This window comes from Pseudomonas sp. X10 (assembly GCF_054889225.1).
The window spans coordinates 1791668-1815859 of the sequence record NZ_CM142677.1 but is presented as its reverse complement, the minus strand read 5'-3'; the positions used below and the strand labels follow the sequence as shown (position 1 = coordinate 1815859).

General features: G+C 63.8%; 19 protein-coding genes. 6 read left to right on the top strand and 13 right to left on the bottom strand.

The features are described 5' to 3' along the window. Window positions 1-47: 47 nt before the first annotated feature. Genes ACYU03_RS08425 through ACYU03_RS08415 form a run of 3 tightly spaced genes read left to right on the top strand, consistent with a single transcriptional unit; the run spans window position 48 to window position 5532 of the window. A complete protein-coding gene (locus ACYU03_RS08425) occupies window positions 48-1286 on the top strand; it encodes an exonuclease SbcCD subunit D C-terminal domain-containing protein (protein WP_461889684.1) in 1239 nt (412 codons plus the stop codon). Next, window positions 1283-4930, top strand: coding sequence for an AAA family ATPase (locus ACYU03_RS08420; protein ID WP_461889682.1), 3648 nt, complete (start codon window positions 1283-1285; stop codon window positions 4928-4930). Before ACYU03_RS08425 ends, ACYU03_RS08420 begins: the two co-directional genes overlap by 4 nt. Further along, window positions 4927-5532 carry a glutathione S-transferase gene (locus ACYU03_RS08415; RefSeq protein ID WP_461889680.1) on the top strand — a complete coding sequence of 202 codons (606 nt, stop codon included), beginning with the start codon at window positions 4927-4929 and terminating at the stop codon, window positions 5530-5532. Before ACYU03_RS08420 ends, ACYU03_RS08415 begins: the two co-directional genes overlap by 4 nt. A 192-nt stretch (window positions 5533-5724) precedes the next feature. On the opposite strand, the gene ACYU03_RS08410 is transcribed toward ACYU03_RS08415, so the two are convergent. The 11 genes from ACYU03_RS08410 to ACYU03_RS08360 form a co-directional block, all read right to left on the bottom strand. Next, window positions 5725-5904, bottom strand: a complete 180-nt coding sequence (locus ACYU03_RS08410) for a hypothetical protein (RefSeq protein ID WP_461889678.1) — start codon at window positions 5902-5904, stop codon at window positions 5725-5727. A 123-nt stretch (window positions 5905-6027) separates the two neighbouring features. Next, complete coding sequence (locus ACYU03_RS08405) at window positions 6028-7164, bottom strand: lactonase family protein (protein WP_461891421.1); 1137 nt, start codon at window positions 7162-7164, stop codon at window positions 6028-6030. Next, complete coding sequence (locus tag ACYU03_RS08400; RefSeq protein ID WP_461889676.1) at window positions 7130-7420, bottom strand: DUF5629 family protein; 291 nt, start codon at window positions 7418-7420, stop codon at window positions 7130-7132. Before ACYU03_RS08400 ends, ACYU03_RS08405 begins: the two co-directional genes overlap by 35 nt. A 138-nt stretch (window positions 7421-7558) precedes the next feature. Then, on the bottom strand, window positions 7559-9961 hold the full coding sequence (locus tag ACYU03_RS08395; RefSeq protein WP_461889674.1) for an efflux RND transporter permease subunit: 2403 nt from the start codon (window positions 9959-9961) through the stop codon (window positions 7559-7561). After that, on the bottom strand, window positions 9958-10989 hold the full coding sequence (locus ACYU03_RS08390; RefSeq protein ID WP_461889672.1) for a YCF48-related protein: 1032 nt from the start codon (window positions 10987-10989) through the stop codon (window positions 9958-9960). The genes ACYU03_RS08395 and ACYU03_RS08390 overlap by 4 nt, the downstream gene beginning before the upstream one ends. Before the next feature lie 397 nt (window positions 10990-11386). Beyond that, the gene (gene pepN, locus ACYU03_RS08385) at window positions 11387-14044 is read right to left on the bottom strand and encodes an aminopeptidase N (protein WP_461889670.1); all 2658 of its coding nucleotides are present in this window, start codon (window positions 14042-14044) and stop codon (window positions 11387-11389) included. A 12-nt stretch (window positions 14045-14056) separates the two neighbouring features. After that, window positions 14057-14887, bottom strand: coding sequence for a DUF2797 domain-containing protein (locus tag ACYU03_RS08380; protein ID WP_461889668.1), 831 nt, complete (start codon window positions 14885-14887; stop codon window positions 14057-14059). Beyond that, window positions 14884-15144, bottom strand: a complete 261-nt coding sequence (locus tag ACYU03_RS08375) for a YeaC family protein (protein WP_461889666.1) — start codon at window positions 15142-15144, stop codon at window positions 14884-14886. Before ACYU03_RS08375 ends, ACYU03_RS08380 begins: the two co-directional genes overlap by 4 nt. Before the next feature lie 171 nt (window positions 15145-15315). Next, complete coding sequence (locus ACYU03_RS08370; RefSeq protein WP_461889664.1) at window positions 15316-16188, bottom strand: rhomboid family intramembrane serine protease; 873 nt, start codon at window positions 16186-16188, stop codon at window positions 15316-15318. After that, window positions 16185-17156 (bottom strand): metallophosphoesterase, encoded by a 972-nt coding sequence (locus ACYU03_RS08365; RefSeq protein WP_461889662.1) that lies wholly within the window; start codon window positions 17154-17156, stop codon window positions 16185-16187. The genes ACYU03_RS08370 and ACYU03_RS08365 overlap by 4 nt, the downstream gene beginning before the upstream one ends. Next, window positions 17156-18046, bottom strand: coding sequence for an NAD(+) kinase (locus ACYU03_RS08360; RefSeq protein ID WP_461889660.1), 891 nt, complete (start codon window positions 18044-18046; stop codon window positions 17156-17158). The genes ACYU03_RS08365 and ACYU03_RS08360 overlap by 1 nt, the downstream gene beginning before the upstream one ends. Before the next feature lie 135 nt (window positions 18047-18181). Between ACYU03_RS08360 and ACYU03_RS08355 the strand changes: the two genes are divergently transcribed. Further along, complete coding sequence (locus ACYU03_RS08355; RefSeq protein ID WP_461891420.1) at window positions 18182-19141, top strand: DUF1853 family protein; 960 nt, start codon at window positions 18182-18184, stop codon at window positions 19139-19141. 193 nt (window positions 19142-19334) lie between these two features. Next, window positions 19335-19880, top strand: a complete 546-nt coding sequence (locus ACYU03_RS08350) for a cytochrome b (RefSeq protein ID WP_461889658.1) — start codon at window positions 19335-19337, stop codon at window positions 19878-19880. On the opposite strand, the gene ACYU03_RS08345 is transcribed toward ACYU03_RS08350, so the two are convergent. After that, on the bottom strand, window positions 19871-20770 hold the full coding sequence (locus ACYU03_RS08345; RefSeq protein ID WP_461889657.1) for a 1-aminocyclopropane-1-carboxylate deaminase/D-cysteine desulfhydrase: 900 nt from the start codon (window positions 20768-20770) through the stop codon (window positions 19871-19873). The two genes, ACYU03_RS08350 and ACYU03_RS08345, sit on opposite strands and share 10 nt — an antisense overlap. Before the next feature lie 70 nt (window positions 20771-20840). Beyond that, on the bottom strand, window positions 20841-22877 hold the full coding sequence (locus tag ACYU03_RS08340) for an FAD-dependent oxidoreductase (protein ID WP_461889655.1): 2037 nt from the start codon (window positions 22875-22877) through the stop codon (window positions 20841-20843). A gap of 192 nt (window positions 22878-23069) precedes the next feature. Here ACYU03_RS08340 and ACYU03_RS08335 point away from each other — a divergent pair, with 192 nt between their 5' ends. Then, the gene (locus tag ACYU03_RS08335; RefSeq protein WP_461889653.1) at window positions 23070-24191 is read left to right on the top strand and encodes a nitrilase-related carbon-nitrogen hydrolase; all 1122 of its coding nucleotides are present in this window, start codon (window positions 23070-23072) and stop codon (window positions 24189-24191) included. The last annotated feature ends 1 nt before the right edge of the window (window position 24192 follow it).

The following is a 24192-nucleotide window of genomic DNA, read 5'->3' as shown; positions in this document are numbered from 1 at the left end:
GAGGCGTGGCACCCTGTGCGCCGCGCCGGCACTGTGCGGAACCCCTAATGCGTCTGTTTCACACCTCCGACTGGCACCTGGGCCAAAGCCTCCATGGCCAGGAACGCGACTTCGAACACGCCTGCTTCCTCGACTGGCTGCTCGGCCAACTGCGCCTGCGCCAGCCTGATGCGCTGCTGATCGCCGGCGACATCTTCGACACGGTCAACCCACCGGTCAAAGCCCAGGAACGGCTCTACGACTTCATCGTCCAGGCCCACGAGCAACAACCGAAGCTGGACATCGTGATGATCGCTGGCAACCACGACTCCGGCTCGCGCATCGAACTGCCGGCCGCGCTGATGCGGCGCCTACGTACCCATGCCCTGGGCCGTGTGCACTGGCTGGACGAAGGCCAGCTCGACAGCGAACGATTGCTGATCCCGTTGACCAATGCCCGTGGCAAGGTCTGCGCCTGGTGCCTGGCCCTGCCCTTCCTGCGCCCATCGGAAGTCACCGGCCCGCTGCTGGGGGACGATTACCTGCAAGGCATCACCCAGGTTCACCAGCAACTGATCGCTGCCGCCCAGAAAAAGCGCAAGACGGGCCAGGCCCTGATCGCCATCAGCCATGCGCACATGGCCGGCGGCGCGGTCTCGGAAGATTCCGAACGCAGCCTGATCATCGGCAATGCCGAAGCTCTGCCCGCGCGCCTGTTCGACAAGCACATCAGCTATGTCGCCCTCGGCCACCTGCACAAACCGCAACGGGTCAACCGCGAGGAACGCATCCGTTACAGCGGCTCGCCGATCCCGTTGTCGTTCGCTGAGATCGGCTACCCGCACCAGGTCGTGGAGGTCGAACTGGATGGGGCCGAACTCGTCAGCATCGAACCGCGCCTGGTGCCCCGCGCCGTAGCCCTGCAACGCCTGGGCCCAGCGCCACTGGGCGAACTGCTGGAGCAAATGGCCGACCTGCCGGTGGTCGACCTGCTCGAAGACCCGCAACGCCAGCCTTGGTTGGAGGTGCGCGTGCGCCTGGACGAACCGCAGCCAGACCTACGCCAGCAGATCGAGGCCGCCCTGCACGGCAAGGCCGTGCGCCTGGTGCGCATCAGCGCCGAGTACGCCGGGCGCAACGGCGCCGATGAGGCTGGCAGCGACCTCATCGAACTGGGCCAGATGACCCCGCAAGACCTGTTCAGCCGCGCCTGGGAACAGGCCTACGGCAGTGCCGTGGACGAACAGGTCCTGGCCGATTTCGCCCTGTTGTTGCAGGACGTCCAGCATGAGGAGGAACAGCCATGAAGATTCTCGCCATCCGCCTGAAGAACCTGGCGTCCCTGGCCGGTCCCATCGACATCGACTTCACCGCCGAGCCCCTGGCCAGCGCCGGCCTGTTCGCCATCACCGGGCCCACCGGCGCCGGCAAGAGCACCCTGCTCGATACCCTGTGCCTGGCATTGTTCGGCGATGTGCCACGGCTCAGCAACATCGCCAAGGAGGCCAAGGTGCCGGACGGCGATGCGGACATCTCCACCGACGACCCGCGCACGCTGCTGCGTCGCGGCAGCGGCAGCGGCTTTGCCGAAGTGGACTTCGTCGGCGTCGACGGCCATCGCTACCGTGCCCGCTGGGAGGCCAACCGCGCGCGCGACAAGGCCAACGGCAAGTTGCAGGCCAGTCGCCAGAGCCTGTATGACCTGGACAACGAGCAGTTGCTGAGCAGCCAGGGCAAGAACGAGTACAAGCAGTTGATCGAGGCGCGGCTGGGCCTGAACTACATGCAGTTCACCCGCGCGGTGATGCTGGCCCAGAGCGAGTTCAGCGCCTTTCTCAAGGCCAACGACAAGGAACGCAGCGAACTGCTGGAAAAGCTCACCAACACCTCGATCTACACCCGTCTGGGCCAACGCGCCTTCAGCAAGACCCGAGAATCCTTTGAGGCCCACCGTGCCCTGGAAGAGCGTGCCAGCCACCTGCTGCCCATGAGCGACGAAGCCCGTGCCGACCTGGACCTGCGCCTGGATCAGGCACAGCAGCAGCTCAAGGCCGGCCAGGGCCAGCTGCGCCAACTGGAACAGCAACGCAACTGGCTCGACGAACAACGCCGACTGCAGGATCAGCAAGCGGCCGCCAACGAGGCTCTGCAAGCGGCCCGCCAGCACTGGCAGCAACTGGCCGACGAGCGCCTGGACCTGCTGCGCCTGGAGCAGCTTGCCCCCAAGCGCCACACCTTCAACCGACAGCAGGCCCTGGCCAGCCAGCTCGCACCTTTGGCCGAGGCCATTGCCCGGCAGCGCCAGCAACACAGCGAACTGCAGGCCCGTACCGCGCAGCTGGAACAAGACCTCGACACCGCTCGCCAGGCCCTTGGCCAAGCCCAAGCCAAGCAGAGTGAAAGTGCTCCGCTGTTGCGCCAAGCCTTCACCGAGCAACACAACCTCGCCCGCCTGGAGCAGGACCTGGGCAAACTGCGCGAGCTCGGCGAACAGGCCGACCAGGCCGTCGATGAAGGCCAGCAACAGTTGCACCAGTTGGATGAACAACAGCAACGCAGCCAGCAGCAACTGGCGCAGATCGGGGCAGCGCTGGAACACAGTGCCCACCTGGCCGACCTGAGCAATGCCTGGCAGGCCTATCGCAACCAACTGCAGCAACTGCTGCAGATCGGCAATCGCCTGAACCAGGGACGCGAAGAGCTGCCCGGTTTGCAGGCCCAGGCCAGCCAGGCCAACGCCCACTTGCAGGACCAGCGCGACGCCCTCGAACTGCTGTACCGCGAAGCCGGTGCCGAGCCCGATGCCCTGGTCGAACAGATCGGCCTGCTCGGCACCTTGCTACAAGACAACCGCAAGCAGCAACGCACCGTCGAAGAACTCTCGCGCCTGCACGCCAACCAACAGGAACTGGAACAGCGCGCCCAGGCCCTGCGCGAACGCCAGCAGACTGCCCTGCAGCAGCGCCAGCAACTGATTGGTGAAGGCCAACAGGCCAAGACCGACCTGGAGGCCGCCGAACAGGCCCTGACCCTGACCCGCCAGTTGCTCGAGCGCCAGCGCCTGGCGCGCAACGCCAGCGTCGAAGAACTGCGCGCCCAGTTGCAGGACGGCGAGCCTTGCCCAGTCTGCGGTAGTGCCGAGCACCCGTACCACCAGCCCGACGCGCTCCTGCACAGCCTAGGGCGCCACGACCAGGCCGAGGAAGCCTCGGCCCTGGCCCAGGTCGATGCACTCAAGGCCCGCCTCGACGACCTGCGCACCCAAGTCGGCGTACTCAACGGCCAGATCAGGGAATACCAGCATCAACAGGCGCAACTGGCCGAGCAACTGCAGCCGCTGGATGGGCAACTGGCCGCCCACGCCTTGTGGCCCGCTCTGGCCGACCAGGACAGCCAGGCCCGCAGCACCTGGCTGGACGGCCAACTGCGTCGTCTGAACGAAGAGATCAGCCGCGATGAGCAGCGCCAGGCCATACTGCTGACCTTGCAGAAAGATGCCGCCCGCCTGCATCAGCAACTGCAAGCCGCCAACGAACAGCAGCAACAGGCTACCCAGCGCCTCAACCAACAACATCAAGCCCTGGCCGCCGACGAAGAACGCCTGGAACAGGCCCTGGCCGACTTCGCCACACTGCTGCCCCAGGACATTCTCCAGAGCCTGCGCAGCGAACCAGCCAGCGCCTTCCTCGCCCTCGACCAGCAGATCAGCCAGCGCTTGCAGCAGTTGGAACAGCAAAAGGACGAGCAGCAGGAGCAGAGCCAACGCCAGCAGCAACTGGACAAGATGCAGACGCAACAGCAGTCACGCCTGCAACGCCAGGAAGAACTGCGGCAACAAATCGCTAGCCTGGCCGAACAGCAGCAGCAAGCCCGCGAGACCTTGGAGGGTCTGCTGGCCGGGCACGCCAGCGCCGAACAGTGGCAACAACATCTGGAACAGCAGGTCGAGCAGGCGCGACAAGTCGAATCGACCACCGCACAACAGTTGCAGGATACCCGCACCCAAGGCGTGCAATTGGCCGGCGAACTCAAGGCCCACGAAGAACGCCAGCAGGCCTTGGAGCAGGAAGGCCAGCAACTGCAAGGCGAGATCAGCGAATGGCGCACACAGCACCCAGAGCTCGACGACACCGGCCTTGCCCGCCTGCTGGCTATCGACGACGGGCAACTGGGGCAGCTACGCCAGCGCCTGCAAGCAGCGGAAAACGCCATCGAACAGGCCCGCGTGCTGCTGCAGGAACGCGAGCAGCGCCTGCAGCAACATCAAGCTCAAGCCAACGGCGAACTGCCCGCCGAGCAACTGGAGCAAACCCTGGCCGAACTACAACAGCAACTGGCCACCTACGAGCAGCAGTGCGCCGAACTGCGCGCCGAGCAAGCCGATGACCAGCGCCGCCAGCAAGCGCATCAGGCCCTTGCCGAACAGATCACCCTGGCCTACCAACAGTGGCAACGCTGGGCACGGCTGAACACCCTGATCGGCTCGGCCAGCGGCGACACGTTCCGCAAGATCGCCCAGGGCTACAACCTTGACCTGCTGCTGCACCACGCCAACAGCCAACTGCGCCAGCTGGCCCGGCGCTATCGTCTCAAGCGGGGCGGCAGCTCGCTCGGCCTGCTGGTGCTGGATACCGAGATGGGAGATGAACTGCGCTCGGTGCATTCATTGTCCGGTGGCGAAACCTTCCTGGTCTCGCTGGCCCTGGCCCTGGGCCTGGCCTCGATGGCCTCGAGCACGTTGCGCATCGAATCGCTGTTCATCGACGAGGGCTTCGGCAGCCTTGACCCCGAGTCGCTGCAACTGGCCATGGATGCCCTCGATGGCCTGCAGGCCCAGGGCCGCAAGGTCGCGGTGATTTCCCACGTGCAGGAAATGCACGAGCGTATCCCGGTACAGATCCAGGTGCAGCGCCAGGGTAACGGTCTGAGCCAAGTGGAGGTGTGCGGGTGATCCTGTACTCCTTCCGCCGCTGTCCCTGGGCCATGCGCGCGCGCCTGGCCCTGCGCTACGCAGGTTGCCCAGTGGAGATCCATGAAGTCAGCCTGAAGGCCAAGCCGGTCGAGTTGCTGGCGCTGTCGCCCAAGGGCACGGTGCCGGTGCTGGATACCGGCACCCTGGTGCTGGAGGAAAGCCTCGACATCATGCGCTGGGCGCTGGCGCAGCATGACCCGCAGGATTGGCGGTTAGAAGCGGACCCACAGGCCGCCCGCCAGGCCGATGCCCTGATCGCGCGCAACGACAGCGAATTCAAGCAGCAGGTGAACCTGTACAAGTATGCCGAACGCTATCCCGAGCACTCGCGGGAATACTATCGGCAACAGGCCGAACCCTGGCTGGCAGAGTTGGAGGGTTTGCTCGAAGGCCGGCCCTACCTGCTCTGCGCACACCCAAGCCTGGCTGACGCCGCCCTGCTGCCCTTGATGCGCCAGTTCGCCGGGGTCGAACCGCAGTGGTTCGCCGAGGCGGCTTATCCGCGACTGCGGAGCTGGTTGCAGGGCTGGCTGGAGTCAGCGCTGTTCAAGGCGGTCATGGCGCGCGATAAAAGCCACTGACAAAGGGCCCTGGTCATAACTACAAGGCCAGGATCGGCACGGAAAACAGCAACAGCAACACCGCCGTGGTACGCCATATCATGCTTCATCCTCCCGTTGAGAAGCGTCAACGATACAGCGTCAAATTAAAGCATATGGCGATGAGCCACTACCTATTTTTTAGTGCATTGCCCGTTGCCAGGAAATCACCGCTCACTGCACAGCTTTCGGACTCAGGGCCGCATAGAAGTGCGCGCTTTGCTGCAAGTACTTCTCGGTGTAGCTAGGGGTGTTGGAATGCTTGCCGCGCACTTCGACCTGGGCATGGGCCGGCAGGACGACAGAGGCAGAGATGGCGGATGCGGCAATGACTGGGAAAAGGTTGAAGTTCATGTTGGCTGACCTCGACATCTGTGGTTTGAAATGGCCCAGGAGGGCCTTGGGTTCAAACTTACGCCGCAAGGGCAGCGCACAGAAATTCATTGCAGCAGTAGCAATTATCAAGGCGATCGATAGTCACTCGATGAACTTGAGGTCCGACGGCGCTTCCTGACTCAGCGTCTGCACCGTCCGGCCGAGCCTGCCACTGCGCGGATCACGCTGCATGACCAGGATCTGGTTGCTCTTCTGGTTGGCCACCAACAGGAAGTTGCCGCTGGGGTCGAGGCTGAACTCGCGGGGGTGGTCGCCTTCCACCGAGCGTCGCTGCAGCAGGGCCAACTGGCCGTTGTCCTTGTCCACGGCAAACACCACCAGTTCGTTGGCCGTGCCACGGTTGCTCACGTAAAGGAAACGCCCATCCAGCGACAGGTGCAAACCTCCAGCGGCCCTGGCCTCGGCGTCTTGCTGCTCGGTCAAGGGCAAGCGCTGGCGCTCGAGCAAGGCACCGTCCTGGACATCGAACACCACCACTTCGCCGCTCATCTCCAACGTCAGGTATGCATGACTGCCCTTGGCGTCGAACAGCAGGTGCCGTGGCCCGCTACCCGGCGGCAAGCTGACCGAGGCCGGAATGGCCGGGCTCAACGGATGCACCGGGCTCGCGCCGTCGTATCGGTAGATGAACACCTTGTCGGCGCCCAGGTCGCTGGCATAGAGATAACGACCATCAGGCGAAAACACCAGCGAATGCACATGGGCCCCGGCCTGCCGCTCGGGGTTGACCCCACTGGCCTTGTGCCGCTCCTGTTGCACCACGGCCTTGAGCTTGCCATCCCGGGCTACGGGGATGGCCACCAGGCTGCCGCCGGGCTCAGGCTGCACCGCGTAATTGGCCACGAACAGGTAGCGCTGGTCATGGCTGAGGCTGGCATGGGTCGGCTCGTCGCCCTGGCTGGACACCTGGTTGAGCAACTTGACCGTACCCTTGCTATCCACGGCGAAACTGCTGGCCCGCCCCTGCCCTGCGCCATTCTCGTTGACCGCGAACAACAGACGCCGGTCAGCGGACAGGACAAGCCAGGACGGGTTGTCGCTTTTGACCACCTGCAACGGCGTGCTGTCGATGCGCCCGGCCTGCGGGTCGAAGCGGTAGCTGTAGATCCCCTGGCTGCCGCCGTCGGTATAGCTGCCCACCAGCAATACCGCGGCATGGGCGTTCAACGCCAGGCCCATGAGGCTAGCGGTCAGCAGTGTCGTCAGCGGGCGTTTCATCATCGTCATCTTCCGAGGCACGTAAAGCACTCATACAGACTAGCCGATGCTCACCGGCGGCATCGCTGACCAGCCATTCACCTGCAACTGCCTGCGCAGCCCCGACCTGCTCCGCAGTGAACTGCCAACGCTTGAGAGCACGCCCGTCCATGCATTCGATGATCAGACCAGAGGTGTCGAAGGTGAAGTCGAAGGCATGCAACCCGTCGATCAGCAGCATGTCGCAGGATTGCAGGGAATCGGCAAGAGAAGTCATCGGCAGCACCACGGAATGGAAAGGCCCCAGTATACCTGCTGAAACGGGCTTGCCCGCGACAGCGTCAGCAGGCGCACCCTCATTGCCTGATCTGACGTCATCGCGGGCAAGCCCGCTCCTACCGGTGAGCGGCTGGCCTTAATGGGCGAAGAGCGAGCCCCCCTGCTTGCCCGCCAGCTTCTCTGGCTTGATCAGGAACCGGGCCAGCGCTGGCAACAGCCAGAGAGCGCCGAACATGTTCCACAGCAGCATGAAGGTCAGCATCAGGCCCATGTCGGCCTGGAACTTGATCGCCGAGAAGATCCAGGTGCACACGCCAATGGCCAGGCACAAGCCAGTGAACAGCACGGCCTTGCCGGTGGAGCGCAGGGTTTCGTAGTAAGCCTCCTGCAATGGCAAGCCGGCACGCAGGAAGCTTTCCAGGCGGCTGTAGATGTAGATCCCGTAGTCCACGCCGATCCCCACGCCCAGGGCCACCACTGGCAAGGTGGCGACCTTGACGCCGATGCCCATGAAGGCCATCAGCGCGTTGCCCAGCACCGAGGTCAGCACCAACGGCAAGACGATGCACAAGGTGGCGGCAAAGGAGCGGAAGGTGATCAGGCACATGGTCGCCACACAGATGTAGACCAGGATCAGGATGGTCAACTCAGCTGATTTGATCACCTCGTTGGTGGCCGCCTCGATGCCCGCGTTACCCGCCGCCAGGAGGAACTCCAGGCCGTCCTTGTTATGGGCGTCGGCAAAGGCCTGCGCCGCCGCGACCACGCGCTCCAGGGTCTCGGCCTTGTGGTCGTTGAGGAACACCAGCACCGGTGCCAGCGAGCAGTCGGCGTTGTACAGGCCATCGGCCCGGGCGATGGAGTTGTTGAGGATGTCCGGGTTGCGCGACAAGGTTTCCCATTTCAGGTTGCCCTCGTTCATGCCCTTGATCACCTGTTTGGACACGGTCACCAGGGAAATCGCCGACTGCACGCCCGGAGTGTTCTCCATGGTCCACATCAGTTCGTCGATCGGCGCCATGGTCGAGTGAATCGAACAGCTCTCGGCCGGGGTCTTGACCATCACCACCAGCACGTCCGAGCTGGTCGAATAGTTGCTGATGATGAAATTGTTGTCCTGGTTGTAGCGCGAGTCCGGACGCAGCTCCGGCGCGCCCTGGTCGAGGTCGCCGATCTTCAGGTTCTGGCTGTACCAGAGCCCGCCGCCGAAGGCCAGCAGCGCCAGGATAATCGACACTGGCGCTACCTTGGCGCTGGCGAAATTGGACAGCAGGCGCCAGAACGGGTGTTCGCGGGTCGCGTCCTTCTTGCTGCGCTCGATGGCCTTCTTGCTGATGCCGACATAGGAGATCGCCACTGGCAACAGGATCAGGTTGGTGAACACGATCACCGCCACACCGATGGATGCACCGATGGCCAGTTCGCGGATCACTCCGATGTCGATGATCAACAAGGTGATGAAGCCCACGGCGTCGGCCAGGATGGCGATCATCCCCGGCAGGAACAACTGGCGGAAGGTACGCCGGGCGGCGGTCAGGGCATTGTCGGCACCGCTGGACTGCAGGGCGATGCCGTTGATCTTCTGCACCCCGTGGGAAATCCCGATGGCAAAGATCAGGAACGGCACCAGCATGGAATACGGGTCCAGGCCAAAGCCCACCGCATGCATCAGGCCCAGTTGCCAGACCACCGCCACCAGGGTGGTGATCAGCACGGCGATGGTGCTGCGGATGCACCAGGTGAACCAGTAGAGCAGGATCCAAGTGATAACCAAGGCCACGCCGAAGAACATCGCGACCATGAACAGGCCATCGATCAGGTCACCGACTTTCTTGGCAAAACCGACGATGTGGATCTTCACATTGGGGTTCTGCGCCTGGAACTTGTCGCGGATCTTCTCTTCCAACTGGTGCGAGAACTGCTGGTAGTCGAGCGCAATCAGCTTGCCCTGGTCCTGTGGATCCGGATAGGACTCCAGCAGCGGCACGTCGACTATGCTCGACCTGAAGTTGTTGGCCACCAGGCGCCCGACCTGGCCGGACTTGAGCACGTTGTCGCGCAGTTCGTCGAGGCTGTCGTCCGAGCCGTCGTAGGTCTGCGGGATAACCTCGCCGCCGGCGAAGCCCTCCTCGGTCACCTCGGTCCAGCGCACGCTGGGGCTCCACAGCGACTTCAACCCAGCCCGGTCGACGCCGGAAATGTAGAAGACCTCGTCATGGATCTGGCGCAGGGTCTCCATGTACTCCTTGTTGAAAATGTCGCCGTTGGTCGCCTCCACCGAGATGCGCACGGTATTGCCGAGGTTGGCCAAGTCGTTGCGGTGTTCGATCATCTTCTCGATGAAGGGGTGCTCCAGCGGGATCATCTTCTCGAAGCTGGTAGAGGGCCGGATCTGCGTGGCCTGCCAGAACAGAACGATGCTGACCAACACGCAGAGGGCGATGACCACCGGGCGGTTGTTGAAGATCAGGCGCTCGAGCAGGGTTGCCTTGTCCTGATGGTGTTGCTGATTCATGTCGAAGCTCTCCCGGCTGGTCATGGCTGCACCTCCCCGGCGCCCTGGGCGGAGGCGATGTGCACCCCGCCCTGGCCAACCAACAGCAAACCACCGTCGGCCAAGCCGCTGACGCCTGCCAGGGCAATGCGATCAGCCCGGTTGAAGATCGAGAAGGTCTGGCCGTCGTCGCGGCTGCGCAGCACGCTGCCGCCGTTGCCGACCAGGACCAGGCTGCCATCATCGAGAAGCGTAGCGCTTGCCAGGCCGAATTCGAGGACGCCGCGTTCGGCCTTCAGCTCGATCGGCTGCCAGCTGTCACCGAAATCGGTGGAACGAAACACGTTGCCGCGCAAACCATAGGCCAGCAGCGTATGGGCTTGTGCGGTGCCGATCGCGCCAAACAGCGACCCCTCGTAGGGGCTCTGCACCCGCGACCAGGTCTGGCCGTTATCGCTGGAGCGGAACATGCTGCCTTGCTCGCCGACAATGAACAGGCCGGCATCCTTCACCGCGGTGATCGCGTTGAGGTGCAACTGCTCTTCGTTGTCCAGGCGTTCGGCCACATCCTGCCAGTGCTGGCCCCCGTCGAGGGTCTCCAGCAAAGCACCATAGGCGCCCACGGCGAAACCGTGCTGGGCATCGAGGAACCAGATATCGAGCAAGGGGGCTTCGCGGGAGAGGTCTTCGAACTGCCTGGTCCAGGTCGCGCCGCCATCGGTGCTGGCCAGAACCTGCGCGTCATGGCCGACCGCCCAGCCACGCTTGTCGTCGATGAAGAACACTGCAGTGAGCAACTGCCGGGTCGGCACCCGGGCCTGGGTCCAGGTCTTGCCCTGGTCGTCGGAAAACAGGATATGGCCACGGTCACCGACCACCACCAGCCGGGAACCGGCATGGGTGGCGTCGAGCATCAGGCTCTGGCTGGCCTTGGCCGACTCGACCGAGTACTGGTCGGCAGCCACGGCGGCCTCCACACTCCCTGCCCACATACCCATTGCCAGCGCCAATACCGCACCGGCCGCCAATGTCCAGGCGCCACGCCTGGCGTTTGCCACTACAGGCTCACTCATAGATCCGGTCCCCGTTTGTCTTGTTATTAGGGTCAATCTATTGGCAGGTACTGCGAAAAACCGTGTTCCAGAGCCCCGCAATAGCTTTGGGCCATCCTATCGGGGATTCCGAAGGGCTGACAACGAGTGGGACGTTATCTTTTGTTAAGCGGGAAAAGATCACCGCCAACCTAATGCCCGCCAATTAATCATTGGCACTGCTGCGCCAGACTCACACCCCCCTGATTTCGATGTAATGCTAGGCGCTTTGCGAAAAAGCCCTGGCCTCCATCAACAATTAAAGCTTTGGGGAACCGCAAGCATCGAGGAGTTCTGAACCCGACCGACAACTGAAATGATCGGGGGCAAGCCGGCTTCCCAACTTGCCCCCGATCAAGCACTGAACTGCAATCAGGCGTTACGCCAGACTCTTGCTCACCACTTCATACACATCACTGGACAACGCCCCGGAAGCCAGGATTCGCTCCAACTCGCCCTTCATCAGCGCCTGCCGCGCAGGATCGTACTTGCGCCAGCGGGTCAATGGCGCCAACTGGCGCGAGGCGATCTGTGGGTTCAGGGCATTGAGCTCGATCACCAGGTCCGCGAGGAAGCGGTATCCCGAGCCATCGGCGGCATGGAAGTTGACCAGGTTCTGCCCGGCGAACGCCCCCACCAAGGCCCGCACCTTGTTCGGGTTCTTCAGGGTGAAGGCCGGATGCTGCATCAGCGCCTTGACCCGCGCCAGGCCACCTGGCTGGGTGCTGGCCGCCTGCACGCTGAACCACTGGTCCATGACCAGCGGGTTGTCCTTGAAGTGCTCGGCGAAGCTCTCCAGGGCCTTGGCCCGCTCAGCCTCGAACGGCGAGTTGACCAGTACCGCCAGGGCGGTGAGGCGCTCGGTCATGTTGTCGCACTGGTCGAACTGCTCCAGGGTCGCTTCCAGCACCTGCGGCTTACCGGTGAGCATCAGGTACGACAGGGCGATGTTCTGCAGGCTGCGGCGGGCGAAATGTTCGGCTTCGGCCACATAGGCGGTACCGCGCGAGACTTCGCGGTTGGCCTGGTAACGAGCCCACAGCGAATCGAACAACTGCTCGGCGATCGCTTTGCGGGCGAATTCGCGGGCGGCGTGGATCGCATCGACATCGGCCACCTGGCTGATCTCGGTGAGGTAGGCCTCTCCCGGCAGCGAAAGCATCTCGGCAACCATGGCCGGGTCCAGCGACGCGTTGCCCAGCACACTGCCCAGGGCGGTGATCAACCGTGGGTCGAGCACCAACTGCGCGCCCTGCTGGTACTGGCCGATCAGTTCCTGCAGCACTTGAACGGACAACTGCTGCCCCGCTTCCCAGCGGTTGAAGCCATCGCTGTCATGCTGCATGAGGAACATCAATTGGTCACGGTCGTAGGGGAAGCTCAGCTTGACCGGCGCGCTGAAACCACGCAGCAGCGACGGCAGCGGCTTGCCAGGCACATCGACGAAGGTGAAGGTCTGCTCGGCCTCGGTCACCGACAGCACCCGCGAGGTGCCCACGGCAACCGGTTCGCCTTGCAGGCGCAGCGGCAGGTCGTTGCCTGCGGCGTCCAGCAGCCCGAGCTCCACCGGGATCACGAACGGCAGTTTCTCGACCTTGTCCGGGGTCTGCGGGCAGCTCTGGCGGAAGGTCAGACTGTAGGTCTGCGCGCTGCTGTCATAGGCCTCGCTGACGTCCAGGCGCGGTGTACCCGCCTGGCTGTACCAGCGCTTGAACTGGGTCAGGTCGACGCCGTTGGCTTCTTCCATAGCCTTGATGAAGTCGTCGCAGGTCACCGCCTGGCCATCATGACGCTGGAAGTACAGGTCACTGCCCTTGCGGAAACCCTCGGCCCCCAGCAGGGTGCGGACCATGCGCACGACCTCGGCGCCCTTCTCGTACACGGTCAGGGTGTAGAAGTTGGAGATCTCGATGAAGCTGTCCGGGCGCACGGCATGGGCCATGGGGCCGGCATCCTCGGCGAACTGGTGGGTGCGCAGGTAGGCCACGTCCTCGATGCGCTTGACTGTGCGCGAGTTCATGTCGGCGCTGAACTCCGAGTCGCGGAATACCGTGAAGCCTTCCTTGAGCGACAACTGGAACCAGTCGCGGCAGGTCACGCGGTTGCCCGACCAGTTGTGGAAGTACTCGTGGGCGACCACCCCTTCGACACGCTGGTGGGCAGCGTCGGTGGCGGTTTCGGCGCGGGCCAGCACGCAACTGGAGTTGAAGATATTCAGGCCCTTGTTTTCCATCGCGCCCATGTTGAAGTCGTTGACCGCGACGATCATGAAGATGTCCAGGTCGTATTCGCGACCATAGACCTCCTCGTCCCAGCGCATGGACTTCTTCAGACTGACCATGGCGTGGCCGCACTTGTCGATGTTCTCAGGCTCGACATAGATACGCAGGGTCACGTCACGCCCGGACTGGCGAGTGAACCTGTCCTCGACGCACCACAGGTCACCGGCGACCAGAGCGAACAGGTAGGCCGGCTTCATGAACGGATCTTCCCAGGTCGCCCAGTGCCGGCCATCGTCCTGCGGGCCACTGCCGACCGGGTTGCCGTTGGACAGCAGCACCGGGTAGCGATGCTGCTCAGCGATCACCGTGGTGGTGAATGTGCTCATCACATCCGGACGGTCGAGGTAGTAGGTAATCTTGCGGAAGCCCTCGGCCTCGCACTGGGTGCAGAACATGCCGCCGGACTTGTACAGGCCCTCGAGGGCAGTGTTGCTTTCCGGGTGGATCTTCACGCTGGTGTCGAGGGTGAAGCGCTCGGCCGTGGGCTGCAGGGTCAGGCTGTCGTCGTCGAGCTGATAGTCGCCAGCGGCCAGCGGTTGGTCATCGAGCTGCACGCTGAGCAACTCCAACTGCTGGCCGTCGAGCACCAGAGGCGGCAGGCCAGCACCACGCGCCGGGTTGCGGCGCATGACCAGTTGTGCATGGACCAGGCTGTGGTCCTCGAACAACTCGAAGGTCAGGTGGGTCTCGTCGATCAGGTACTCAGGCGCCTGGTAGTCCTTGAGGTAGATCACTTGCGGTTGTTCGGTGCGCATGTGGCGATCCTTTTACTGATGCACAGCCAACTGGTAGGCCGTGTACTTGCGAATGTTGATCACGCCGGTATCGAAGATCAGGTACTGGCCCTTGATGCCCAGCAGCGTGCCTTCGGCCACCGGGTTCTTGTCGAGGTTGAAGCTGACGATCTTCTTCGGATAGGCCTCGACCGGGTAGCGCATCTGCACCACTTCGGCATCCGGCAACGGCTGGATGGCCTGCAGGCCGAAGCGCTCCTGCAGCCCACGCAGGCCGTCGGCACAGGCGTCGAAGATCTGCTCGCGCACCGCGGGCAGGTCGAGCACCTCGGCATCGCCCTTGAGCAGGGTGCGCCAGTTGGTGCGGTCCGGCACCTGGCTGCGCAACAGGTCTTCGACCAGACCCGACTGTTGCCGGGTAGCCACGCGCAGGATAGGCAGAGCCTGGCTGGCGCCTTGATCGAGCCAGCGGGTCGGCAGTTGGGTCGCGCGGGTGATGCCGACCTTGATCCCCGACGAATTGGCCAGGTAGACCACATGGTCGGTCATGCAGAACTGCTCGCCCCAGGAGGGTTCGCGGCAGGTGCCCTGGTCGTAGTGGCACCTTTCCGGGGCCATGATGCAGACGTCGCATTGGGCCAGCTTGGTCATGCAGGGGTAGCAGTAGCCCTGGCTGAAGCTGGTCTTGGTGCGGCGGCCACAGTGGCTGCAGTGAATGGCGCCGAGGTATTCCAGACGCAGGGACTTGCCGATCAGCGGGTTGACTGGCACCTGCTCCTCGCCAAGGCGAAAGCTGTATTGCACGACTGGAGCTTCCAGCCGCACCGCCATCTTGCTCAAAGAGCCACGAGCGAGTTCGATCAATGTACTGAGTCCGACTTGAACAGGATATTCGGCACCGGTGCCGACTTCGATGCGCATTCCTGCGGCCCCATGTAGCCGGTGCGCTGCTCCTCGGGCAGGTTCTGCATTTCCCAGGCGATCACCGCCTGCAGCGAAAGCTCCTTCTGCTCACGGGTGAGCTTGCGCCCGTCGGCCCATTTACCGAGCTCCACAGCCGTTTTCAGGCTTTCGTAGATCTCCGGTGTGATGTTTTCGATCATTTGCGCGAAAGTGGACATAGTGTCTCCATGGGTTTGTGCGAAAAGTCGCCGGGCGCTGATCAGGCAAGGCGAAAACAAGTGAGGAACGGCCGAGGTCGCGTTCGACTTTACTGATTGCAAATGAGCATTCCGAGCCTGTTTTCAACGCAGCATCATCGGCGCGCAGGCAGTTTTCGCGCAAAGCCTAAATCAAGCCGACAGTTTACGCCGGGCCAACGCCCCACCCAAGAGCCCACTGAGGCATCCGATGAGCAGGCCGCCAACATGGGCGGCATTGGCGATCTGGCCGAAGCCGAGCTGGCTGACCACCCCAGACAGGCAGACCACCAGCCAGATGAGCATCATCACCAGCACGCCCTTGGGCAAGCTGTAGTGCGGATTGGGCGCTAACCACTGGTACAACCAGAGATACCCAAGCAGGCCGTAGAGCACGCCGGACAAGCCGCCGAACAGGCTGGGGCCGCCAACGTAGTGCTGGGCCAGGTTGGATACCAGGCTGAACAGCAGGGTCAGACTCAGCAGTATCCACGGCCCCTGGCGCAGCTCGATGCGCTTGCCCAGCTCCCAATACCACAGACCGTTCATTGCCAGGTGGAGAACGCCGAAGTGCAGCAGCATGGGCGACACCAGCCGCCACCATTGGCCATCGGCGAGGCCTTGGGCCAATGGGGTGAAATACAGGTAGTCGCCCTGCACGCGGAATTCGAGGAAGGTGAACCAGCCGATGCTCGCCAGATTGTCGCCCAGGCCGGTAAGGCCGGCGACCACCAGGCACAGCAACAGGATAGCGGCGGTGACCTTGCAGGCGCGGACCTGCTCAGCCAGTGGTGGGTTCTGCGGCAGGTTGGCCTGGGCCTCGACAGGCAGCTCGATGTCGTCATTGCCCTCGGGGAAGCGCTGATAGAGCTGGCGCACATCATCGACCAGGGTCTCAGGCGCCCATAGCACCTGCTCCTCGCCCTCCTCGCTGACCCGGTGCGGTACCTGCAGGCGCCGCAACAGGCTGACGAAACCGCTGAGGTCGACCGTCAACGGGAGGCGCATCACTTCGATCACATTCATTGGCTGGCCTGCGGGCGTTCGACATCGACCCAGACGAACTTGTGCGGGTCGATGCGGGTTTCATCATCCAGTCGATAGGCGACCAGCTTTCCGTACAGCACCGCACTGTAGTCCAGGCAGGCCAGGTTGGAGCGGATCGGGGCCGGGCGGCCGCTGCGCCAGTAATGGCCGACGAACAGCAGCGGCTCGTCCTCGGCGTAGCGCAACAGGGCGTTCTTCTCGCTGTGGCTGAGTGGCGTGCTGGCCACCACCTCGGGCAGCGCGTCGGGTTGGAACACGATGTCGCCGTATGTCTGTGGGTCTTCCTCCCAGAACTTGGTGCGGAAGAAGGCACGGGTCAGGCCGTCGCCGCCGGTCAGGGTCAAGCCATCGGGCAAGCGCATGTCGGTGCCGCGCAGCAGGCGGTTGCAGACCGTGGCGGCAAAGCTCTTGGACACCGATGAAGCCTGGATGAAATGTTCATCGATGCAGCCATCGGGATACTGCTGGCGCAACGGGTCGATCAGACCCGGGTCCCAGCAGGCATGGACCAGGCGGAAGCGCCCGGCATCGATGAACAGCGGCAATTCGTAGAACCAACCAAGAAAGTCATGCCAATCGCCAGGGTGCTGGGCGAACTGGGTGAGGGTTTCGTCGATCAGCCGTGCATGGCGCGGCGTGTGCTCGCGCACATAGGTCTTGCCACTGCCGGGCAGCGCCGGGGTGGTCCAGCCCAGGGCGTTGTACTCGTGGTTGCCCATGATGCAATGGGCCTGGCCGGCCTCGACCATGTCGTGGACGATATGCAGCGCCTCGCGGATGCGCGGGCCGCGGTCGATGATATCGCCGAGGAACAGGGCCTGGCGCTGCGGGTGCCGCCAGACACCGCCCTGGCGCTTGTAGCCGAGGGCGTCGAGCAGGCGCTCGAGAGTCAGGGCACAGCCATGCACGTCGCCGATGATGTCGAAACTTCGCGCTGGGTCGAACATCAGTCGCCTCCACCACCCAGACGGCTGCCCCAGCCGAGTTTGGTGCGGCAGACCTCATAGTAATTGTGGTCCAGCGGATGGATCAGGCGCAGTTTCTGGGGCTTCTTTTTCACCGTGATGGTGTCGCCCGGGGCGCAGGTGAAGTGGTTCTGGCCGTCGCAGGACACCTGCGGGTAGATCTGCAGGTCCTTGGACACCACGATCTTCAGTTCGCTGTTGCCATCGACCACGATCGGCCGCCCGGAGAGGGTATGCGGATACATAGGCACGATGACGATGGCGTCGAGCTTGGGATGCATGATCGGCCCGCCGGCAGACAGCGCGTACGCGGTGGAGCCAGTCGGGGTAGCGACGATCAGGCCGTCGGCCTTCTGGCTGCAGACGAACTGGCCATCGATGTAGATCTCGAACTCGATCATCCGCGTCGACTTGCCCGGGTGCAGGACCACGTCGTTGAGCGCGTCGCCCTGGCCGATGGCCTCGGCATGCCGGCGTACCTCGGCCTGGAGCAGGAAGCGGTTTTCCACCAGATAGTGGCCATCGAGCACCTCGGCGACCTTCACTTCCAACTCGTCAGGGCGGATATCGGTGAGAAAGCCCAGGCTACCGCGGTTGATCCCCAGCACCGGGATATTGTGCCGGGCCAGGGCGCGGGCCGCCCCGAGCAGGCTACCGTCGCCACCGACCACGATGACCAGGTCGCAAACTTCGCCCAGCAGCTTGCGCGTGGAGGTCTGCAGGCCATGGCCGGGCAGGACTTCGGCGATGGTGTCCTCGAGAATCACATGCAAGTGGCGCTCGAGCAGGAATTTTTTCAGCCGGCGGATGGTGTCGAGCACCTGGGAGCTGCCAAGGCGGCCGATGATACCGATATTGCGAAATTGCTCCATGGGGCTCCTGCGAGGCTCTGCGGCGGGTGAAAAAGGCGCGTTGCGCCCGAAAACCCGATTATGGGCGAAAGGCCCGGCCAGCAGCAAACCGCTGAAAGCCCTGAAGGCCGCGCCGACAAGGACTATGCTCGCTGGATGAACCTCTTTGCCGAACTCAGCGACCTTCCCCGCCACCTGCGCCAGGCACCCGTACGCGACCTGGCCTGGGCGATCCTATCCCCACCGTTGCTGCAGCACACGCCCTGGCCGCAACGCCACCCACTGGCGGCCAGCGACTGGGCCACGCAACCCGGTCAACTGCGCCACTGGCTGCTGGCGCTGGACGGCGACAGCCAACCCCTGCAGCACTGGCTGGCACAGATCACCAGCAAGCGCCTGGGCTTGTACTACGAGCGGCTCTGGCAGTTCGCCCTGCAGCAGGCGCCAGGTGTCGAACTGCTGGCGGCCAACCTGCCGATCCGCAACGGCGGGCACACACTGGGGGAGTTGGACATCCTCCTGCGCGACCGGGAAGGCGTCCATCACCTTGAACTGGCGATCAAGCTGTACCTCGGCCCAACACACGGCGGCGACAGGGACCCAGCGCATTGGTTGGGCCCCGGCTGCCACGACCGACTGGACCTCAAACTCGCTCACCTGGCCGGCCACCAGTTGCCGATTTCCTCCCGCACTGAAAGCCGGCGAGCCCTGGCAGAACTGGGCATTGGAGACGTACAGGCAAGCCTGTGGCTGGGGGGCTACCTATTCTATCCCTGGCCAGGGCATGCCGAGGCGCCAGCCGGTGCGCACCCGCAACACCTGCGCGGACGCTGGCTGCACTGGCGCGACTGGCAAGCATTTCATCTGCGCTGCCCATCCAGCCATTGGCAGCCCCTGCCCCGCCATGCCTGGCTGGCCCCGGCCCTGTTCAGCCCGCGAGCCCCCTGGACGGCCCAACAGTTCAACGATTGGCTGCAGGCCCTCGAACAGCCGTTTCCCGCGCAGTTGCTGGTGAGGCTGGAAGAGGATGAATGCGGGGATTGGCATGAAGCAGAGCGCGTGTTCCTGGTCGCTGATAGCTGGCCACACTTGGACAAAATCGCGCGATCCCCGTGAGCAGCCCAGGACTCTGCAAACTATGGGCTTGACGCTGGCTCCTACCTCGAGACTGCAACACCAGAAAAGCCTGATGCAAGCGGCCCTCACCTGACCTGGCGCAATCTGCCAGCCCGTTTCCTGCATTAGCGTTTACAGTTAACGCAACGCGCCATCAGAGCGCGAAACCTGACCTGATGAAGAGGAAAACACCATGCCCTCGAGCCCGTCCCAGGCGCACTATGCGCGCCTGTCGATCATCTTGCACTGGCTGATGCTGGTGCTGCTCGCCGCTGTCTACGCCTGCATCGAGCTGCGTGGCCTGTTCCCCAAGGACAGCGCCGAACGCGATCTGATGAAAGAGTTGCACTTCATGCTCGGTCTCACGGTGTTCGTACTGGTCTGGCTGCGCCTGGCGGTACGCCTGAGCCGGTCAACGCCCCCGATCGTGCCCAAGCCACCCGCTTGGCAGACCGGCCTGGCGCACCTGATGCACCTGGCCCTGTACCTGATAATGATCGGCCTACCGCTCGCCGGCTGGACGATTCTCAGCGCCGCCGACAAGCCCATCCCCTTCTATGGCCTGGAGCTCCCGGCGCTGATCGCTCCCGACCCGGACCTGGCCAAGTTCGTCAAGGGTTGGCATGAACGCATCGGCGGCTGGGGCTACTGGCTGATAGGCCTGCATGCCGTGGCCGGGCTCTATCATCACTATGTGCAGCGCGACAACACCTTGCTGCGCATGCTGCCCTACAAATAACCACGTCGACCCTGCAGACCACCCGTGTGAAGGAAGATCAGGCGAGTGCCGGGCTTGAATTGCCCGGCCTCGATCTGCCTACGCAAGACCAGTAGGGCCTTACCGGTGTACACCGGCTCAAACGGAATCCCCGTCTGCCCTTCGCTAGCCTCGATAACAGCGAACAACTCAGGATTGACCTTGGCAAAACCGCCCAGACTGGCGTCATACAACTGGTAACCCTGCTCACCCACCAGCGCCCGGACGTTGTCTTCGACACCATGCCCAGCAGGCACCGCACATGCTCCATGCACCTCATGGGCGCCCGCTTCGGCCCTCACTAGCCCAGCCAAGGTGGTGCCAGTACCTGCCGCCAGCCACCAGGCGTCGTAGTCTGCCCAGCCCAAGGTCGCCAGTTGTGCCCGCGCCTGCTCGACGATCAGCGCGCACCCCTGGGCACCAGGCAGCCCCCCACCGCCCTCTGGGACACAATGCCAGCCCGGATACAACGCCTGCCAGGGCGCCCAGAAACCCGGCTGGTGGCGTGCCCGGTAACCGCCATAGCCCAACCAGTGCAACTCCATTCCCAGCGCTTGCAGGTCCTGTACCGTGGGCGTGTGCTGGGGATGCCCACGCAACAGACCAACCGTGGCGAAACCGAAGCGCTTGCCCGCTGCGGCAAGGGCATGCAGGTGGTTGGAGTGATTGCCGCCCAAGCTGATAACGCCTGCAGCTCCCGCCTCATTGGCCAGGCGCAGGTGCTCACGCAACTTGAACCATTTGTTGCCACTGATCAGCGGATCGATCAGGTCCAGGCGCAGGATAGCGGCCTCGATCCCGGCAGCTGTCAGCCAGAGTAGAGGCAAGGGTTGCAGAGGAGCTTGAGGCAGCTCGAGGAAATCGCTAGGCATGACGAGGCGCACCGGAAAAGGTGCGCCATTCTAGCAGCACGGCGGGCACAGGGCCCGCCGTGCTCGGGCCTCAGAGCTCGGCCGCCAGGCGCGAACCCTGGTTGATGGCTCGCTTGGCGTCCAGCTCGGCCGCGACATCGGCGCCACCGATCAGATGCACCGACTGGCCAGCGGCAACAAGACCCTCCTGCAACTCGCGCAGCGGATCCTGGCCAGCGCAGATGACCACATTATCGACCGGCAGCACTTGCGGCTCGCCCTCGGCGATGCGGATGTGCAGGCCAGCGTCGTCGATCCCCAGGTACTCGACGCTGTTGAGCATCTGTACCTGCTTGTTCTTCAGGCCCGTACGGTGGATCCAGCCGGTGGTCTTGCCCAGGCCGTCGCCGACCTTGGTCTTCTTGCGCTGCAGCAGGAACACCTGGCGCGCCGGCGCATGGGGTTCGGCGCGGATGCCAGCGACGCCGCCGCGGGCCTCCAGGTGAGTATCGATACCCCACTCCTTCCAGAACGCCTCACGGTCCTGGCTAGTGGCCACGCCTTCGTGCACCAGATATTCGGAGACATCGAAGCCAATGCCACCGGCACCGATCACCGCTACCTTCCCGCCCACCGGCTTGCGCTCGAGCAGCACGTCCAGGTAGCTCAGCACCTTGGCATGCTCGATGCCCGGAATAGCTGGGGTTCGCGGGGTGATGCCAGTGGCCAGGATGATCTCGTCATAGCCGCCGGCGACCAGATCCTCGGCGCTTACGCGGGTCTGCAGACGCAGCTCGACACCGGTCGCCTGCAGCTTGTGCTTGAAGTAGCGCAGGGTCTCGTAGAACTCTTCCTTGCCCGGCACACGCTTGGCCACGTTGAACTGGCCGCCGATCTCGCTGCCCGCGTCGAACAGGGTCACTTGGTGGCCGCGTTCGGCCGCCACGGTGGCCGCAGACAGGCCTGCCGGGCCCGCGCCAACCACGGCAATGCGCTTGGCCTGGCTAACCGGCAAGTAGTTGAGCTCGGTCTCATGGCAGGCACGCGGGTTGACCAGGCAACTGGTCAGCTTGCCGCCGAAGGTGTGGTCCAGGCAGGCCTGATTGCAACCGATACAGGTGTTGATCAGGTCCGCCTGGCCGGCAGCGGCCTTGTTGACGAAGTCGGAATCGGCCAGGAACGGACGGGCCATCGAGACCATGTCGGCATCGCCTTCGGCCAGTACCGCCTCGGCCACTTCGGGGGTGTTGATGCGGTTGGTGGTGATCAGCGGGACGCTGACGGCGCCACGCAATTTGGCGGTGACCTTAGTGAAGGCCGCACGCGGCACCTTGGTGGCGATGGTCGGAATCCGCGCTTCGTGCCAGCCGATGCCAGTGTTGATCAAGGTCGCGCCGGCCTGCTCGATGGCCTTGGCCAGTTGCACGATCTCGTCCCAAGTGCTGCCGCCTTCGATCAGGTCAAGCATCGACAGGCGGAAGATGATGATGAAGTTCGGCCCGACCGCCTCGCGCACCCGGCGCACGATCTCCACGGCCAAGCGCATGCGGTTCTCGTAGCTGCCGCCCCAGCGGTCGGTGCGCTGGTTGGTGTGGGCGGCGAGAAACTGGTTGATGAAGTAGCCTTCCGAGCCCATCACCTCGACCCCGTCATAGCCGGCGCGCTGGGCCAGTTGGGCGCAGGTGACGAAGTCCTGGATCTGTTTCTCGATGCCCGCCTCGTCCAACTCCTTCGGCTTGAACGGGTTGATCGGCGCCTGGATCGCGCTTGGCGCCACCTGGCGCGGGCTATAGGCGTAGCGGCCGGCGTGCAGGATCTGCAGGCAGATCTTGCCACCAGCGGCATGCACCGCCTCGGTGACGATACGGTGCTTGTCGGCCTCCTCCTCGGTGCTGAGCTTGGCCGCGCCGGAGTAGACACCACCCTCGTCGTTCGGGGCGATGCCACCGGTGACCATCAGGCCGACGCCACCGCGGGCGCGCTCGGCAAAGTAGGCCGCCATGCGCTCGAAACCTCCGGGACGCTCCTCCAGACCGGTGTGCATCGATCCCATCAGGGTGCGATTGCGCAACGTGGTGAAGCCCAGATCGAGCGGGGCCAGCAGGTGCGGGTATTGGGCAGCAGCCATAGTGAACTCCACAGCAGGCGTGATCACGGAATGCGGGTACCTCACCAACACTGGCGGGCCCGTCGTTTGTCTGTGACTGACATTAAACAGGCGTTTGAAAGCGCTCAATGACCGAAACTGACAACTTATTGATCCTGCTGCACAGCGGGACTACCCTAGAACACCCTTTTTCAGTTGGCGTCCTATCGCTTCATGCAAAAACTTCTTGCAAGCGCCCTGGCGCTGGTTGTCATTGCCATCCTCTGTGGCTACGGGTTCTGGACACAGCAGCGCCCGGAGGGCCACTACCTGTCCGACCTGCGCATCGAGCTGGCGCTCAACGACGGCCAGCCCGGCGACCAGGGCAATCTGCTGGGTATCGAACCGCAGCTCTACCCCGGCGACTACCAGAATCTCGAGCGCCTGCACCGCAAGCTGTCGGCATACCTGGAGCAGGCGCGCGCCCAGGGCCTGGTCAATGCCCGAACCGTGGTCATCCTGCCGGAGCACATCGGCACCTGGCTCTGGGCCCGTGGCGAGAAGAACGAGTTGTACCAGGTCACCCAACGCCGCGAAGCCTGGCAATGGCTGGAACTGAGCAACCCGCTGCGCTATGGCCTGGCCATGTTCGCTGCCACCGGCGATGATCGCCGCGCCGATGCACACCTGCGCATGAAGGCCAAGCAGATGGCCGCCGACTATCAGCGATTGTTCGGTGGCCTGGCCAAGGAGTTCGGTGTGACCCTGGTGGCCGGCTCGATCGTGCTGCCCGCCCCCTATGTCGAGCACGGCGTGCTGCGCACCGGTTCCGGCCCCTTGTTCAACAGCAGCCTGGTGTTTGCTGGCGATGGCTCGGTGCTGGGCCAGCCGCAACGCCAGCAGTACCCGGACAGCGAGGTCAGGCGCTTTATCGAAGGAGGCCAGGACCAGCCGCTGCAGGTGGTGCAGACACCGGCCGGACGCCTCGGCGTGCTGGTGGGCAGCGACAGCTGGTACCCGGACAACTACCGCAAGCTGGACGCGCAATCGGCGCAACTGATCGCCAACCCGGCCTTCCTCAGCGGCAAGGGCAGTTGGGAAACTCCCTGGCGTGGCAACCGGCACCAACCCCTCGCTGCCAACCTGCCCTTGAGCCCAGGCCAGGCCAGCGAGCAAGTGGCCTGGCAGCAACTGACCCTTTCCGCCAACGACAACCAGGGCACCAGCATGAGCGTGTTCCTGCGCGGGCAGTTCTGGGAGCTGGGTGGCGACGGGCAAGGCTTTGCCAATCGCGCCGGTGCGCACCTGGCCGGCAATGCCAGCCAGGGCGCGCGCTTGCTTAACCTGTGGCTGTAAT